Genomic DNA, 13,846 nt, shown 5'->3' with positions numbered 1-13,846 from the left:
GCGGAGGCGTCAGGCCATCGTGATGTAGTCGCGCATCGCCTTGTGCTCGGCCTCGACCGCCGCGATCCGGCGCTTGACCACGTCGCCGATGGAGATGAGGCCGACGAGCCGGCCGTCCTCGCAGACCGGAACGTGGCGGAAGCGCCCTTCGGTCATCAGCTGCATCACGTCCTCCACCGTCGTGGCGCGCTTGCATGTGACGACCTCGGCGGTCATGTGCGCGGAGACCGGCGCATCGAAGGCGCCGCCGCCGAGCTTGGCCAGCGCTCGCATGATGTCGCGCTCGGACAGGATGCCGGCGACCGACCCGTCGCCGTGGGTGACCACGAGGGCGCCGATGCGCTTCTCCGCAAGGAGATGGATCGCCTCGTCGAGGGTCCGTTCGGGGGTGATGGTGACGATGTCCGCGCCTTTCTCGGCGAGGATGCGTGCGATGGTCATGAAGATCCCTCCCAGGAGGTGACGCCGCCCGCGCCGTCAGCCGCGGCGCGCATAGGGACCGGAGGCGTGCCCGGGTTGATCCCGGATCGCGCCGTGCGATCGATGCGAGTGTGTGGCGGATGCCGCGCCATGGCAAGACCGGGCGCGCGGCGCCTGCCGAGGGCGTCCACATCGTCGAACGGGAATGTCGGCCGCCGTCATGCGGCCGGTCATCCAAGCGGCTCGGGCCGGCTACCGCGGCGGTCGTGCCTGCGGGTCCACGAACGGGAACATCAGGAAGCCGACGACGAAGCCGCCGAGGTGGGCGTCCCACGCGACCGCCGCGTTCTCGGCGCCGAGCGGCAGGCTGATCAGGCCGAACAGCAGGTTCGTCGCCAGCCAGATCACCAGGAAGGTCACCGCGGTGCGGTTGCGCAAAAGCTCCAGGACGGTCTCGGCCGGCCGGTGCGGCGGCAGCTGCCAGGCCTGCGTCCCGTAGCCCGCCGCCGGCGGCTGGAACACGAAGCGCGCGGCGGCCGCCATCAGCGCCGACACGCCGGCGGAGCCGCCGATCAGCGGCGAAGAACTCAGCGGGTCGATCGCGACATGCAGTGCCCCGCCCGCGACCGTCCCGGCCAGCGCGATCAGCCCGAAGCGCCAGGCGCCGCAGCGCCGCGCCACCGGCGAGCCGAAGGCCGCGAGCCAGACGCTGTTGAAGATCACGTGCATCCACGAGCCGTGCAGCAGGCCGTAGGTGGCGAAGCTCCACGGGTAGGCGCCGGGCTCGCTGAGCACGTAGCGGGCGAAGCCCTCGCGCGCGGCGGCGAACTGCGCGTCCCCGGCCTCGCTCGCCGCGCGCAGCACCGCGTCGGCCTGGGCCGGGTCGAACCATGTCGTCCAGCGGGACGGCACCAGCGCGAGGTCGAGCACCAGGCGGATGTCCCAGGCGTCCGGCAGCAGGATCTCGCGGACCGCATGGATCGCGAGCAGCAGGCCGATCGAGACGGTGACCACGCCCGGCATGTTGAAGACGGGCACGCGGCCCTGGCGCGGCAGATCGGGGGAAGCATCCATGGCGCCACATGTCGGGGCGACGGCTCCCGCTGCAAGGGCCTGCGGCCGCGGCGACGGCCGGAACGGCGGCCGGCGAACAAAAAAAAGGGAGGCGCACCGCGAACGGGCGACCTCCCTGAAGCAGAGGATCCGAGACCCCTTGCGGGGCCGGGCGCCGTCCGGACCAGGAGACGGCGGGGCGCAGGCGCCCGATCCCTCCGCGCACCTCGCAAAGGCGACCCGGAGACGTGACGGCGTCGGGGCGACCCGAACCGTCACGCTTTCGTGAACACTGTCTCGCAGGGCCGCCCGGCGTGCAACGTCAACCTCCGCTTAACCTTAACGAAGGGTTGCGCGAGCTTGACCGTGACCCCGGGCGTAGGTTGTGCATCGTGACGGTCGAACAGCCGCTGGATGCACCACGAGAGATCGAAGGTGTTCCGAAGCGGCACCGATCGCCACGCCGCGCGTCAGTCCGGGACACCGATGAAGCATCCGACCAGCCGCATGCTTTACAGCTACTGGGAACGGCTTCGCGGGCAGCGCTGCGCCCCGGAGCGCTCCGAGATCGAACCCGGCGCGATCCGCCACCTGCTGGCAGACAGCCTGATCCTCGAACTCGACATGCCGCACCGGACCGCGACCCTGCGGCTCGCCGGCACCCGCGTCTGCGCCCTGTTCGGGCGGGAGTTGCGGGCCGCGCACCTGTCCGCCCTCTGGGGCGAGGCCTCGGCGGACCCCTGGCGGATGGTCGAGACGGTGGCGGCGGACGCGATCGGCGTCGTCGCGGGCCTGCGCGGCACCAACACGGACGGCGAGACCGTCGACCTCGAATTCCTCCTGCTGCCGCTCCGCCACCGCGGGCGCACCCAGGCGCGGGCGCTCGGCGCGCTGAGCCCCGTCGCCCCGCCGACCTGGCTCGGCCTGCGTCCGCTCGTGCGCCTCGACACGCTCTCCCTGCGGATGCTGGCTCGGCCCATGCCCGACGCCCTCCACGATGGGCCGCAGGGCGACGACTCGGTCCTCGATCTCGCGGGCCTCGAAGCCGGGGCGTTCGGCGCCTTCCCCCCGCCGGCCAACGACAGCACCCCGTTCCGTCGCGGGCACCTCATGGTCCACCGCGGCGGACGGGTCTAAAAGCAGCGGAGACGCCGGCCGCAGAACTGACGCGAGAAAATTGAACAGGCACCTTGAGCAAGAAACCTCAGATTGTGTGCCTGGAACAAGGTTTTCGTAACCAGATAATTGCTAGGTTTTGCGAGCGAGCGAGCAACGACGGACCGACTATTCCCGCGATGATGATGGCGCAGAACTCAGCGGGAACGACGACACTGCGCCTCGCGCAGGCCTCCGACCTGCGACGCCATCAGCGCGTGCCGGTCTCCCTGCTCGGCCGCTACATGCTGTCCGACCGCCGCGAATATCCGTGTCAGACCGTCGACATGTCGCCCGGCGGCGTCCGTCTGACCTGCGCGGTGGTGGGTGAGCTCGGCGAGCGCGTGGTGCTGTACCTCGAGCATATCGGCCGGATCGAGGGCGTCATCGCGCGCCATCCCAAGGGCGGCTTCGCGATCCAGCTGTCGGCCACGCCGCGCAAGCGCGACAAGATCGCCTCGCAGCTCACCTGGCTCGCCAACCGCGAGATGCTCGGCCTGCCCGAGGGCCGGACCCACGAGCGCATCGTGCCCAAGCAGCCGGCGGTGGTCGTGCGGCTGGAGAGCGGGCGCGAGATCAAGGCGCGGGTCATCGACATCTCGATGTCGGGCGTGGCACTGGCCAGTCTCAGCGCGCCGCCGCTGGGCACGACGCTCACGATCGGCAGCACGCCGGGCAAGCTCGTGCGATACTTCGAAGGCGGGTTCGGCGTGCAGTTCATGCTGCCGCTCTCCCCCGACCGCTTCCACGAAGGCATGACGCTCTAAGCACGCGGCGGCCGGGGCCGAACGCTTCGGCGACTTGGTAGTGGCCGCCGCCGCCGGTGCGGACGCGTCGCGGTCACCACGTCATTGCCGATTGATTCTGCGAATCGAGCAGACGATGCGGTTTTGCCGGATCGCACGCACGCCGCCGTCCGAAAACCCTTCTCATTCATCAAGCCCGACCTGAACGGTGATCGCCTTTGCCGGGTCGGCCGCTCGCTCGGTCGGATCGCGTTCGATCGCTGCGTTTGACGTCCCGCATCGGAACTTCGGATCGACCGGACGGCGACCGCGGCGACCGCACAGGGTTTCCCGATCCTCTACGCGATGCCGACAATCCGCCGGGTCGCCAAAGCGTCCGGTTCGGGCTGTTGCGAGCCGTGCCGACGGCGGCGGCGAATCGATAAAATTGCTCGTATCGGCTTCAGCGCCGTGGAGGGCGCGCGGGCCCATCGTGCCTCCATCGACGGAGGGTTTGGGCGATGGGCCGGGTGTTCAGCAGCAAGGGAACGGGGATCCGGGCGCTCGGCCTCGGGCTGTTCGCCCTCCTCGCCGCCGGCGTGGCGCCGGTCGCCGCACAGACCCTGGCCTCGCTGCCCGCCCCCACCATCGCGGCCGCGCCGGTAGGCGCCGCCAAGCCGATCCTCGCCTGGGTGACGTTCTGCCAGACCTACCCGGCCGAGTGTGCGGTCAACGCCGCCGAGCCCGCCCGCATCGCGATGACCCCCGCGATCTGGAACACGATCCAGACGGTCAACCGCCGCGTCAACGCCACGGTGACGCCGGTGACCGACATGGACCACCTCGGGGTGCCGGACCGTTGGGACCTTGCCGAGGACGGCTCGGGCGATTGCGAGGACTTCCAGCTGCTCAAGCGCAGCCTGCTCGCCCGCGCCGGCCTGCCGCGCCGCGCCATGCGGATGACCGTGGTCATCGACGAGAAGGGCGAGGGCCACGCCGTCCTCACCCTGATCACCGATCGCGGCGACCTCGTGCTCGACAACAAGACCAACCAGATCCTGCCCTGGCACCGGACCGGCTACACCTTCATCAAGCGCGAGAGCCAGGATGCCGTCGCCTGGGTGTCGCTCGGCGGCGTCACCTCGCCGGTCACCACCGCCAACCGCTGAGGATCAGGCGGCTGGGGACGATCAGGGGACTTGTGAGGCTTAGGCGGCCTGGAGCGCCGGCTCGGCCTCGGCCTCGGACGCCGCGACCTCTTCGGTCATCTCGGCATCCGCCGGCACGGGGCGTTGCGCCGGGCGCTTGAGGGCGTCCCGACGAATGCGGCCGAGCTGCATCTCGATCCGGCCGATGAAGGCGGTGATGTGGGGGGCGACGCCGCGCAGACTGGCGAGGTCGCGCAGCAGGATGTCGACCGCGAGCGCGCGGTCCGCATCGGTCGGCGAGGCGGCGAGGAACATTTCCACCGCGTGCTGGGCGATGTCGATCGCCCCCGGGGCGCCGTTCTCCGCGAGAGCCCGGATCATGAGATGGATGGGGGGTTGCGACACGGTTGCGATGATCCCTGGCGGCCGCTTGGCCGGCGTCTTGCTGGGACCTGCGAAGCCGATCCCGTGGCGCCGGCGTAACGTCACGCCGGTGTCACAGTCTCAAGCTGCGAATCACGCCGGAATCAAGGGGGCGATCGGCCGCGCAGGTCTCGCATTCCCGAAGCGCATGAACTTTTTTCGCGCATCGCCCGCGGCCTCGGTGGAACTATCCGAGAGCCGATTGGTTAATTCACCTTCATTTTTCGATTGAGCCGCCGGCACGCCCGTGCCAGCTTGGTCGCTTCGGCAGGGCGGAGCATCGGGCATGCGGTACGCGGTTGTCCAGGCGGCGGGTGCCCTCGGCGGCATCCGATGGCGCTTTGCCCTGCGAAGCACCGGGCGCGCGGCCGCCCTGGGCTTTGCCGGAACGATCCTGATGATCGGCGGGGCCTCGACCCAGCCCCGGACGCTCGCCAGCCTGCCCGATGCTGCCACGCCCGTGGAGACCGGGGCGGCGGCGCGCCCGGTTGCGGCCTGGACCGCGTTCTGCCAGCGCATGCCCGCCGAGTGCGACGTGGACACGCGCGATCCGGCCACGATCCGGTTCGACGCCGACCTGTGGCGGACGCTGACCGGCGTCAACCGCCGGGTCAACGCCCGGATCAGGCCGGTCACCGACCAGGCCCATTGGGGCGTCGTCGATCGATGGGACTTCCCCGACGACGGGTTCGGTGATTGCGAGGACTACCAGCTGCTCAAGCGTCGGATGCTGATCGAGCGCGGGTTGCCCCGGCGTGCGCTGCGGATGACCGTGGTCATCGACGACATCGGCGAGGGCCACGCGGTGCTGATGGTGCGCACCGATCGCGGCGACTTCATCCTCGACAACAAGACCAACACGATCCTGTCGTGGCGCGACACCGGATACGCCTACATCAAGCGCGAGGGGCAGGACGGGCGCGCCTGGGTCACGCTCAACGGCGGCGCCTCGCCGGCGGCGACGGCCAACCGCTGACGGCGCCGGTTCAGGCGCCGACGACGAAGGCCGCAAGGCCCAGCGCGACGCGGCCCGAAAGCAGGCCCCAACCGCAGGCGATGACGGTCGCCAGCATCACGAAGGGCATCGGGCGCCCCTCGATCCGGCGCCCGCGCAGGGTGTTGCGCAGGATGATGAAGGGCGCCCCGAAGGCCAGCATCGGCAGCGCGGCGACGGCGGTGACGCCGCCGTGCCCGAGCAGGCTGAAGCTGGCGCGACGCGTGGTGCACATCTCGAACGCGCTGGCGAGGAGCCCCGAGAGGGCCAAGCCCACGCAGAGCGTCCGGATCGCGTCGAGGGAAGCGAGGGTGATGACCATGACGCACGCTCCGACCGAGGATGCGCGCAGTCTAACCCTGATGTTTACGAAACGTTAAGCACCTGTGCGGGTTAGCGTTAACCCGTGCAGAGGCCGAACGCGCCTCAGGCGTCGTCCTCGAGATCGATGTCGAGGATCGCCATCCGGAACACGAAAGAATCGTCGCCGTCCTCCTTGTCGTCGGAGATCACGCCGATCGACTCGTCGCCGATGAACACCTCGGCGGAGTCGCCGTTCTTCATCGCCACGATGCGGATGCTGGCGTTGGCGAATTTGCGGCGCAGGTAGTCCTGCAGCTTCGCGACTTCGGGCTTGGTCACGCTGTCGAGCCTTTCGGGTTCTTCATGCAGGGCGTTCCGGGTGCGTGCCCTGGTCGGGAGCCCGCCCGGCGGCCGGGCCACCGCTTGCCACGCCCTCGGCGGAGGAGCAAGCGCGGCCGGACCCGCGCGTCAGATGCCCTCGGCCATGTGGATGAACTGGTCCATGCTGACGAGCTGGTCCATGGCCCGGGCCGGCTCGGCGCAGCCGGCGGTGCCGACGACGCGGGCCGGCACCCCGACCACCGTGGTGTTGGCCGGCACCGGGCGCAGGACCACCGAGCCGGCGGCGACCCGGGCGCATTCCCCGACCTCGATGTTGCCGAGGATCTTGGCGCCGGCGCCGATCATCACGCCGCGGCGGATCTTCGGATGGCGGTCGGCCCCCTGCTTTCCGGTGCCGCCGAGCGTCACCGCGTGCAGGATGGAGACGTCGTCCTCGATTACGGCGGTGGAGCCGACCACGAGGCCGGTGGCGTGGTCGAGGAACACCCCCCGTCCGATCCGCGCCGCCGGGTGGATGTCGCACTGGAACACCTCCGACGACCGGCTCTGCAGGTAGAGCGCGAGGTCGCGCCGGCCCTGGTTCCAGACATGGTGCGCCAGGCGGTGCGCCTGGATGGCGTGGAAGCCCTTGAAGTACAGCACAGGCTCGATCGCACGGCTGGTCGCAGGGTCGCGGTCCATCACGGCGACGATGTCGGCGCGGAACGCCTCGCCGATGCGCGGGTCCGCCTGGATCGCCTCGTGGAAGGCATGCGCGACCAGCTCCGAGGGAAGCGCCGCGTGTCCGAGCCGGGCGGCGACCCGGTGCGAGACGGCGCCCTCCAAGCTGGTGTGGTTCAGGATCGTGGCGACGATGAAGGAGGCGAGCTGCGGCTCGTCGCGGATCACCGCCTCGGACTCGGCGCGCAGGCGCGACCAGACCGGGTCGACGGTGCCGGCGAGCCCGTCGGCGACGGGGCGCCCGAGGGCGTGGCTGCCAGTCATGGTTCTGCTCCTCGGGTGGCGCGGCGACGGAGGGCGGCTTGCCCCGTGCCGGGGCGCCCGGACCGGGTCGCGCCGGGTCCACGGATGATCACGGGTCGGTTCGCGAACCGGCGAAGGCGGGTTCCCGTTTGACGTGAGCGGAAAGCTTGGGGTGGCCGCCGGCCTCGATCAAGGGCCGCGTCAGGACGGCGGGCGCGACATCGCACCCCTCAGGCGGTCACCGCCTGCCCCTGGAAGCGCGCTTCGATCGTCCGGGTCAGGCGGTCGACCATCACGTCCACGGGCACGTCGGAGGTGTCGACGGTCGCCGAGGCGCGGGCATAGAGCGGCTCGCGGCTGGCGAGCACCGCCCGCAGTTCCAGCATCGCCGAGGCGTGATCGCCGGTCATGGCGAGATGTCCCTGGTCGCGGACCCGCTGCATGTGTTCCTCGGGCCGCGCCTTGAGCCAGACCGTGAAGAAGGCCTGCAGCAGGAGGTCGTAGGTCAGCGGCTCGGCGACGATGCCGCCGCTGGTCGCGAGGACCAACGGCCCGGGATGCTCGGTCAGGCGCCGCAATGCCGCCTGCTCCAGGCGGCGGTAGCCTTCCTGGCCGTAGATCGCGAAGATCTCCTGGACCGAGAGCGCGTTCTCGCGCTCGATCTCGGCGTTGAGCTCGATGAAGGGCCAGCCGAGGCGTTCGGCGGTCATCCGCCCGAGGGTGGACTTGCCCGCGCCGCGCAGGCCCACCACCGCCACGCGTGGACGCGGCATGCTCCCGTCGCGCGGGCCGCCCGAAAGCGCGTCCTTCGCGGCCGCGATCTGGGCCGGCGAGGCGTGGCCGAGGAGGTCGCGCAAAACCGGCCAGTCGGGGATCGCGTCGTTGCCGGTGATCAGGTCGTCGAGGCGCACGCCCATCGCGTCGGCGACGCGCCGCAGCAGGATGATCGAGACGTTGCCCTGCCCGCCCTCCAGCTGGGCGATGTAGCGCTCCGACAGGCCCGAGGTCTGCGACAGCAGCTTGCGCGACAGGCCGCGGACCGTGCGCGCATGCCGGACCCGGCGACCGAGGTCGGACAGGAAGAGTGATTCTTGTTCCACCGCGCCGGTCATGGCGTCGTCCGCTTTCCGATTGATCCCAAGCGCGTCGGTCTCACGCGCGAGATCGGCCTCTCGGCCATCCCGACGCAAGTGATGCGCCGCGAACCTCACACAAGGACGACCATGACGCGGTCACGCCCGATCTCTCGCGAGACGTCCGGCGCACCCCTGCCCTCGGTGCATGATGATTCGTCAAAGGAACTCGAGCGGTTGCGATGCTGCGGCGCACACGGCGCCGACCGCATCGGTCCCCTCGTCCGACGCCCCGTATGTGTTGCGCTGCAGTCCCGCGGTCAACCCAGCCAGCAAATCGTTGGCTGGACAACCTCTGCGGTTTTCTCGCGCTGGTACAAACCTACTGGTCGGTGGCGAGGGCGGTGGCTTCGAGGACGGGCTCCTCGGCGGGCGCCCTGCGAGGCGCGGCGGGCCGGGCGAACGCAGCGAGTCGCTGGGCCGAGGGCCGACGCGGCGGCAACGGCACGGCGACGCTGTCGGCGGAGGCAGCATCCGCGGTGGCGGCGGCCGGCTGCGCTGCGGGCGAGGCGGCCAGGGTGAGCCCCGAGAGGTCGGCGCTCGCCACCTGAACGGCGCCGGAAAGCGAATCGGGCCGGCGCGGCGGAAGCGGCACCGCGATCGTCTGGGCCGTCGCGGCGGCGTCCGCTTGCGGCTGGTCGGCGGCGGGGTCCTGCGTCGTGCGCAGGCTCGCCATCTCCACCATCTCGGCCCCGGAGAGGGCTGCCGGACGACGGGGCGGCAAGGGGACCGCGACCGCCTCGGCCGGCGCCGCCGCCACGGTCGGGGCATAGGCCAGCGCCACGTTGGCGGCGGAGAGGTTCGGATCGGTGGCGACGACGGGCGCGCCGGTGAACAGGCTGGCGACCGCGCTGGCAGAAGCCGCGACCGGGGCCACAACCGCGGCGACCGCCGTGGCGACGCCCTGACGCTTGGCGGCGTAGTAGTAGCCGCGATTGTAGTAGCCGTAGGCCTGGGTGAGGTTGCCCTGCGCGGTGCGGTAGGCGCCGGCGAGGTAGGCGACGCCGTATTTCAGGTTCGTCCCGGGATCGAGCAGGCCGGCGGCGTCGCCCTGATAGCCGAGGCCGCGGGCGGTGGCGGGCTTGATCTGCATCAGCCCGAGGGCGCTGCCGCCCTTGGCCTTCGGGTTGTAGTTGCTCTCGCGCTTGACCACCGCGTGGACGAAGCTCGCCGGAACGCCGTTCGCCTTGGCGTGCTGCTCGATCAGCGCATCGATGTTGTCGCGGGCTCCCTGCGCGATGGCCGGGACGGTCACGACCGCCAGAGCTGCGGCGAGGAGAAGGCGTCGATGCATCCTGGAGACCCGTTCCCGCTTGTTCTGGTCAAGCTAGGTCGGGGGCAAATGAGGCTGGAAAGCGGCTTGGATGCGGTCGCCTGGGGGCGGCGAGCCCGGGGGGCGGAGCCTGTGCCCAGCATGCCACAGGGGCGGACGTCTTCTTAGGCCAGGATCAGCCGATCGACCGCCTTGGCGAAGCCGTCGGCGTCGTTGCCGTCGGTGACGGCGGTGGCCGCCGCCTTCACCCTCTCCTCGGCGTTGCCCATCGCCACCGACAAGCCGGCGCGCGCGAACATCGCGGCGTCGTTGCCCGCGTCTCCGAAGGTGGCGATGCGGCTGCGCGCGAGGCCGAGCCGGTCCGCCATCCAGTCCACGAAGCCGCCCTTGTCGACGCCGGGCGGGGTCACGTCGAGGTAGTAGGCCTGCGAGCGGTGGACGACGGCGCGGCCCTCCAGGGTGCGGCCGATCTCGGCCTGGCAGGCGGCGAGGTGCGCGTGGTCCCGGCTGACGCCGACGAGCTTGGAGGCCCGTCCCAGAAGGGAGGCGAGGTCGGGCACCACGTTCGGCTCGGCGTCGAGGGTGCGGCGCTCGAGGTCGGTGTAGGGTCCGGCCGGGTCGCGCAGGCTCCACAGGCCGTCGGCGAAGACCCAGACATCGAGCTTCGCGGCGAGCATCCGGTCGACCGCCTCCCGTGCGGTCGCCTCCGGGATCAGCCGCTCCTCGATCACGGAGAGGTCGGGGCCGACCACCGTCGCGCCGTTGAAGGCGCCCATCGGCAGGCGCAGCGCCAGCGTCGCGACGAGACCGCGCAAGCCAACGGGCGGGCGGGCCGACGCGACGGTGAAACCGATTCCGGCGGCGTGCAGCCGCGCCACCGCGGCGATCGTGCCCGGGCTGAGGCTCTTGTCGGTGCCGACGAGGGTGCCGTCGACGTCCGAGATCACGAAATCGATGTCGCGGTCGCTCATGATACGGCTCCTCCGGTCGCCTGGACCCGGGCGACCACGCGCTCGGCGATCCGCTCGGGATCCTCGGCGATGCCGACGACGACCGGATGCTCGTCCTGCCCCGGCGGCTCCAGGATCACGAACTGGCTGTCGAGGAGGGCCGGCGCCATGAAGTGCCCGTGCCGCTGCGCGAGCCGGCCGGCGATCAGGTCGCGGCTGCCTTCGAGGTAGACGATCCGGACCTGCCGCGAGCCTCCGGTGAGAACGTCGCGATAGGCCCGGCGCAGGGCCGAGCAGACGATGACGCCGGATTCCCCCCGCTCCAGGCGATGCCGGATCCAGACCGCGATCGAGGCGAGCCAGGGCACGCGGTCCTCGTCGTCCAGGGCGAGGCCGGCATGCATCTTGGCGACGTGCTCGGGCGTGTGGAAGCTGTCGCCGTCGACGAAGATCCAGCCCAGCCGCTCGGCCACCAGGGCGGCCACGGTGCTCTTTCCCGAGCCCGAGACCCCCATCACCACGAGCACCTGTGCGGCGGGGGACCCCGCAGGGTCGTTCGGCGTGGACTGGCTCGCGGGCATCGCGGCTCCCGGTTCGATCGCGTGGTCGCGGCGTCGCAGATAGCACGCCGCCCGGCCCGGGCGAGGCCTTCGAGCGGAGCCGCCCTCCCCTCAGCCGCCGGCCTTCGGCGCCGCGGGCGCCAGCTCCGCCATGATCGGACGGATCGCCCGGTCGCGCAGGAATTGCGGTCCGAGGACCATGCGGAAGTAGTCGTAGGGGCCGGGCCGCTCGTTCGCGAGCAGGAACTGGAAGTGCATGCGGAACGGCTTGAGCCTGACCTTCGCATAGGTCTCCGGCGTCAGGATGTCCCGCACCTGTGCCGACCGCACCAGCGGGTTCGCGATCGGGCCGTCTGCGAACGGCAGCCCGAGGTCGAGCACAGGATTGAAGCCGGGGAAGTTCATCCAATCCTGCGGCGCCTGCACGTCGAGCCAGACGATCCGGCGCGAGGCGACGAGGGCGGCCACGTCGCCGCGGACATGCCGGGCGAAGGGCTGCGCGGCGACGATCGGAAGGGCCGAGCCCAGGGTCGCGAGGCAGAACGCCGTGTCGCCCGTTCCGAGGTCCGGAGCTCGGGCGAGGAGCCGCGCGGCGACCTCGGCGGCCGTGAGCCCGCCGGTGGAGTGGCCGACGATCATCACCTCGTCCGGCCGCTCGCCGCGGGCTTCGGCTTCGGCGAGCCGCGCGAGGATGCGGTCGGCGAAAACGTCGAGGCGGGCGGCATAGTCGCGTCGCCAGCCGTTGCCGTGCTGCCAGTTGAACACCCAATCGTTCAGCAGCTGCCAGAAGAAGAAACGGTTGAGCAAAGCCTCGATCGCCGCGATCCAGGCGATCCCGGCGACGACGGCAAGCGGCAGGGTCACCCAAGGCGGCCAGCCGAGGCTGTGGCCGAACCAGTCGCCGAGGTGGGCGTGCACCAGGGTCCCGATCGCCAGCGACAGGGCCGAGAGCAGCACGACCATCACGAACGGGTAGATGACGACGTTCCCGTAGAGCCAGTTGAGCCGGTAAAACCGCCAGATCAGCCCGCGGACCAGGGCATGGAGTGTGCCGACGACGAGGAGCAGGACGCTGAGCACCCGCGGCCGACGGAAGTCCCGCGCGACGAGGTCGTCCCAGAGCAGCACGTCGTAGGCGGTCGCCACCCGGCCCTCGTCCGGTCCGACCGTCCAGCTCTGTAGGATGCCGTCCGCACTCAAGGTGGCCGGCGAGATGTCGGGCCGCGGATCGCCGAAGCGCTTGGCGTGCCGCAACAGCTCGCGCACGAACAGCAGACGATAGCGGGTCCGTGCCTCGGGATCGTAGCCCGGAATGAAGAACACCTGTCGGCGGCGTACCGTGCCGGTCCGCTCGGCCTGCAGGTCCGGCGGGGTGTAGGAGAGAGGCAGCCTCATGGATGAGGGCGTTCTTCCGAAGTCGTTCGCTGCGTCGTGGGGCGGAAATATCTTCCAGGCATAAGGCTTCGTCGGCGCGAGAGCCAGATCGCCCGTGTCGCTGTCAGCGTCCAGCCCGCAGAAAGTCGGAGTCGCGACTTGACGATGTGCACAACGGGGATCGCCGCGGCCGATCGAGCTCGCGCGCTGCGAGTGTGTCCGCCCCGCTACGGACAGCAGCTTGCGATTGGTCTAGGCGTCGAGGCCTTGAAAACGATCAGGCGATCCTGGATGCGCGTCCTCCCCCTGCTCCTGCTCACCGCACTTGCGGTGTCGGGCTGTTCGGTTCTTCCGGCTTCGGGTCCGACGGCGCGGGCCGTCGAGGCGGGGGCGGAGGTCTCGACGCCGGAGGGGCTGCTGGCGCGCTACGAGCTCGTGGACGTGACGCCGGCCGTGATCGAGGCCCTGCGCGGACGCCCCCTCGACAGCCTGCTCGCCTCCTTCGGCGACAAGCGCCCCTCGATCGAGCCGGTGATCGGCGTCGGCGACTACGTCGCCGTCTCGGTCTGGGAAGCCGGCTCCGGCGGCCTGTTCTCAGGGCCCCTCGTCGCCGACCGCTTCTCCGCCGGATCGAAGTCCGCCCTCATCCCCGAGCAGGCGGTCGGCCGCGACGGCGCGATCTCGGTGCCCTACGCCGGACGCATCCACGTCGCCGGACGCCGCACCCAGGACGTCCAGACGCTGATCGAGAACGAACTCGCCGGCAAGGCGATCCAGCCGCAGGTGCTGGTCTCGGTCACCAAGCCGATCTCGCAGGCCGTCACCGTCACCGGCGAGGCGGTCGCCGGCGCCCGCCTGCCGCTGTCCACCGGCGGCGACCGCCTCCTCGACGTCGTGGCGTCCGCCGGCGGCGTGCGCTCGCCCGTCTCCGAGACCTTCGTGCGCCTCTCGCGCGGGGACCGCACCACCACCGTGCCGATGACGACCCTGGTGGCCAACCCGCGCGAGAACATCTACCTGCGCCCCAACG

At 70.9% G+C, this 13,846-nt stretch carries 17 protein-coding genes; 5 read left to right on the top strand and 12 right to left on the bottom strand.

All coding sequences use genetic code 11. The features are described 5' to 3' along the window. Positions 1 to 9: 9 nt before the first annotated feature. Together FV226_RS07230 and FV226_RS07225 are read right to left on the bottom strand one after the other, a co-directional pair. Positions 10 to 441, bottom strand: a complete 432-nt coding sequence (locus FV226_RS07230) for a CBS domain-containing protein (protein WP_147762364.1) — start codon at positions 439 to 441, stop codon at positions 10 to 12. A gap of 231 nt (positions 442 to 672) precedes the next feature. Then, positions 673 to 1,494 carry a rhomboid family intramembrane serine protease gene (locus FV226_RS07225; RefSeq protein WP_147762363.1) on the bottom strand — a complete coding sequence of 274 codons (822 nt, stop codon included), beginning with the start codon at positions 1,492 to 1,494 and terminating at the stop codon, positions 673 to 675. A gap of 465 nt (positions 1,495 to 1,959) precedes the next feature. Between FV226_RS07225 and FV226_RS07220 the strand changes: the two genes are divergently transcribed. Together FV226_RS07220 and FV226_RS07215 are read left to right on the top strand one after the other, a co-directional pair. Beyond that, positions 1,960 to 2,610: a PAS domain-containing protein gene (locus FV226_RS07220; protein WP_147762362.1), complete on the top strand. Its 651-nt coding sequence runs from the start codon at positions 1,960 to 1,962 to the stop codon at positions 2,608 to 2,610. A gap of 161 nt (positions 2,611 to 2,771) precedes the next feature. Then, positions 2,772 to 3,395 carry a PilZ domain-containing protein gene (locus FV226_RS07215; RefSeq protein ID WP_147754383.1) on the top strand — a complete coding sequence of 208 codons (624 nt, stop codon included), beginning with the start codon at positions 2,772 to 2,774 and terminating at the stop codon, positions 3,393 to 3,395. 162 nt (positions 3,396 to 3,557) lie between these two features. Here FV226_RS07215 and FV226_RS07210 read toward each other — a convergent pair whose 3' ends face one another. Then, a complete protein-coding gene (locus FV226_RS07210) occupies positions 3,558 to 3,845 on the bottom strand; it encodes a hypothetical protein (RefSeq protein WP_147762361.1) in 288 nt (95 codons plus the stop codon). A 29-nt stretch (positions 3,846 to 3,874) separates the two neighbouring features. On the opposite strand from FV226_RS07210, the gene FV226_RS07205 reads away from it, so the two are divergent. Then, positions 3,875 to 4,522 carry a transglutaminase-like cysteine peptidase gene (locus tag FV226_RS07205; protein WP_147762360.1) on the top strand — a complete coding sequence of 216 codons (648 nt, stop codon included), beginning with the start codon at positions 3,875 to 3,877 and terminating at the stop codon, positions 4,520 to 4,522. A gap of 39 nt (positions 4,523 to 4,561) precedes the next feature. Here FV226_RS07205 and FV226_RS28525 read toward each other — a convergent pair whose 3' ends face one another. Then, entirely contained in the window at positions 4,562 to 4,906 is a 345-nt protein-coding gene (locus FV226_RS28525) for a hypothetical protein (RefSeq protein ID WP_238269977.1), read from the bottom strand. 415 nt (positions 4,907 to 5,321) lie between these two features. Between FV226_RS28525 and FV226_RS07195 the strand changes: the two genes are divergently transcribed. Continuing rightward, the gene (locus FV226_RS07195) at positions 5,322 to 5,900 is read left to right on the top strand and encodes a transglutaminase-like cysteine peptidase (RefSeq protein WP_246691524.1); all 579 of its coding nucleotides are present in this window, start codon (positions 5,322 to 5,324) and stop codon (positions 5,898 to 5,900) included. Between the two features lie 10 nt (positions 5,901 to 5,910). Here the strand turns inward: FV226_RS07195 and FV226_RS07190 are convergent, their stop codons facing one another. The 8 genes from FV226_RS07190 to FV226_RS07155 form a co-directional block, all read right to left on the bottom strand. Beyond that, on the bottom strand, positions 5,911 to 6,240 hold the full coding sequence (locus tag FV226_RS07190; protein WP_147754132.1) for a hypothetical protein: 330 nt from the start codon (positions 6,238 to 6,240) through the stop codon (positions 5,911 to 5,913). Positions 6,241 to 6,344: 104 nt separating this feature from the next. Next, positions 6,345 to 6,560, bottom strand: a complete 216-nt coding sequence (locus tag FV226_RS07185; protein ID WP_147762439.1) for a DUF3126 family protein — start codon at positions 6,558 to 6,560, stop codon at positions 6,345 to 6,347. Positions 6,561 to 6,689: 129 nt separating this feature from the next. Beyond that, positions 6,690 to 7,547 carry a serine O-acetyltransferase gene (gene cysE / locus FV226_RS07180; RefSeq protein ID WP_147754134.1) on the bottom strand — a complete coding sequence of 286 codons (858 nt, stop codon included), beginning with the start codon at positions 7,545 to 7,547 and terminating at the stop codon, positions 6,690 to 6,692. 209 nt (positions 7,548 to 7,756) lie between these two features. Then, complete coding sequence (locus FV226_RS07175) at positions 7,757 to 8,662, bottom strand: helix-turn-helix transcriptional regulator (RefSeq protein WP_281406027.1); 906 nt, start codon at positions 8,660 to 8,662, stop codon at positions 7,757 to 7,759. A gap of 319 nt (positions 8,663 to 8,981) precedes the next feature. Then, positions 8,982 to 9,953 (bottom strand): transglycosylase SLT domain-containing protein, encoded by a 972-nt coding sequence (locus tag FV226_RS07170; protein ID WP_147762358.1) that lies wholly within the window; start codon positions 9,951 to 9,953, stop codon positions 8,982 to 8,984. 143 nt (positions 9,954 to 10,096) lie between these two features. Continuing rightward, positions 10,097 to 10,903, bottom strand: a complete 807-nt coding sequence (locus tag FV226_RS07165) for a Cof-type HAD-IIB family hydrolase (RefSeq protein WP_147762357.1) — start codon at positions 10,901 to 10,903, stop codon at positions 10,097 to 10,099. Then, positions 10,900 to 11,463: a gluconokinase gene (locus tag FV226_RS07160; RefSeq protein WP_147762356.1), complete on the bottom strand. Its 564-nt coding sequence runs from the start codon at positions 11,461 to 11,463 to the stop codon at positions 10,900 to 10,902. Before FV226_RS07160 ends, FV226_RS07165 begins: the two co-directional genes overlap by 4 nt. A 90-nt stretch (positions 11,464 to 11,553) precedes the next feature. Continuing rightward, complete coding sequence (locus tag FV226_RS07155; protein WP_147762355.1) at positions 11,554 to 12,837, bottom strand: alpha/beta hydrolase; 1,284 nt, start codon at positions 12,835 to 12,837, stop codon at positions 11,554 to 11,556. Between the two features lie 270 nt (positions 12,838 to 13,107). On the opposite strand from FV226_RS07155, the gene FV226_RS07150 reads away from it, so the two are divergent. Further along, positions 13,108 to 13,846, top strand: a 739-nt coding sequence (locus tag FV226_RS07150; RefSeq protein ID WP_147762354.1) for a polysaccharide biosynthesis/export family protein, incomplete at its 3' end; no start/stop codon positions are given.

This window comes from Methylobacterium sp. WL12 (assembly GCF_008039475.1).
GTDB classification, from domain to species: Bacteria; Pseudomonadota; Alphaproteobacteria; order Rhizobiales; family Beijerinckiaceae; genus Methylobacterium; species Methylobacterium cerastii.
Note: the sequence above shows the minus strand (reverse complement) of the source record. Positions and strands in the feature narration are given on the sequence as shown.

What these genes read in the sequence shown, in the direction of transcription:
- FV226_RS07230 (WP_147762364.1), bottom strand. Translation starts at nt 441, where the DNA reads ATGACCATCGCACGCATCCTCGCCGAGAAAGGCGCGGACATCGTCACC.
- FV226_RS07225 (WP_147762363.1), bottom strand. Translation starts at nt 1,494, where the DNA reads ATGGATGCTTCCCCCGATCTGCCGCGCCAGGGCCGCGTGCCCGTCTTC.
- FV226_RS07220 (WP_147762362.1), top strand. Translation starts at nt 1,960, where the DNA reads ATGAAGCATCCGACCAGCCGCATGCTTTACAGCTACTGGGAACGGCTT.
- FV226_RS07215 (WP_147754383.1), top strand. Translation starts at nt 2,772, where the DNA reads ATGATGGCGCAGAACTCAGCGGGAACGACGACACTGCGCCTCGCGCAG.
- FV226_RS07210 (WP_147762361.1), bottom strand. Translation starts at nt 3,845, where the DNA reads ATGGGCCCGCGCGCCCTCCACGGCGCTGAAGCCGATACGAGCAATTTT.
- FV226_RS07205 (WP_147762360.1), top strand. Translation starts at nt 3,875, where the DNA reads ATGGGCCGGGTGTTCAGCAGCAAGGGAACGGGGATCCGGGCGCTCGGC.
- FV226_RS07195 (WP_246691524.1), top strand. Translation starts at nt 5,322, where the DNA reads ATGATCGGCGGGGCCTCGACCCAGCCCCGGACGCTCGCCAGCCTGCCC.
- FV226_RS07190 (WP_147754132.1), bottom strand. Translation starts at nt 6,240, where the DNA reads ATGGTCATCACCCTCGCTTCCCTCGACGCGATCCGGACGCTCTGCGTG.
- cysE (WP_147754134.1), bottom strand. Translation starts at nt 7,547, where the DNA reads ATGACTGGCAGCCACGCCCTCGGGCGCCCCGTCGCCGACGGGCTCGCC.
- FV226_RS07170 (WP_147762358.1), bottom strand. Translation starts at nt 9,953, where the DNA reads ATGCATCGACGCCTTCTCCTCGCCGCAGCTCTGGCGGTCGTGACCGTC.
- FV226_RS07165 (WP_147762357.1), bottom strand. Translation starts at nt 10,903, where the DNA reads ATGAGCGACCGCGACATCGATTTCGTGATCTCGGACGTCGACGGCACC.
- FV226_RS07160 (WP_147762356.1), bottom strand. Translation starts at nt 11,463, where the DNA reads ATGCCCGCGAGCCAGTCCACGCCGAACGACCCTGCGGGGTCCCCCGCC.
- FV226_RS07155 (WP_147762355.1), bottom strand. Translation starts at nt 12,837, where the DNA reads ATGAGGCTGCCTCTCTCCTACACCCCGCCGGACCTGCAGGCCGAGCGG.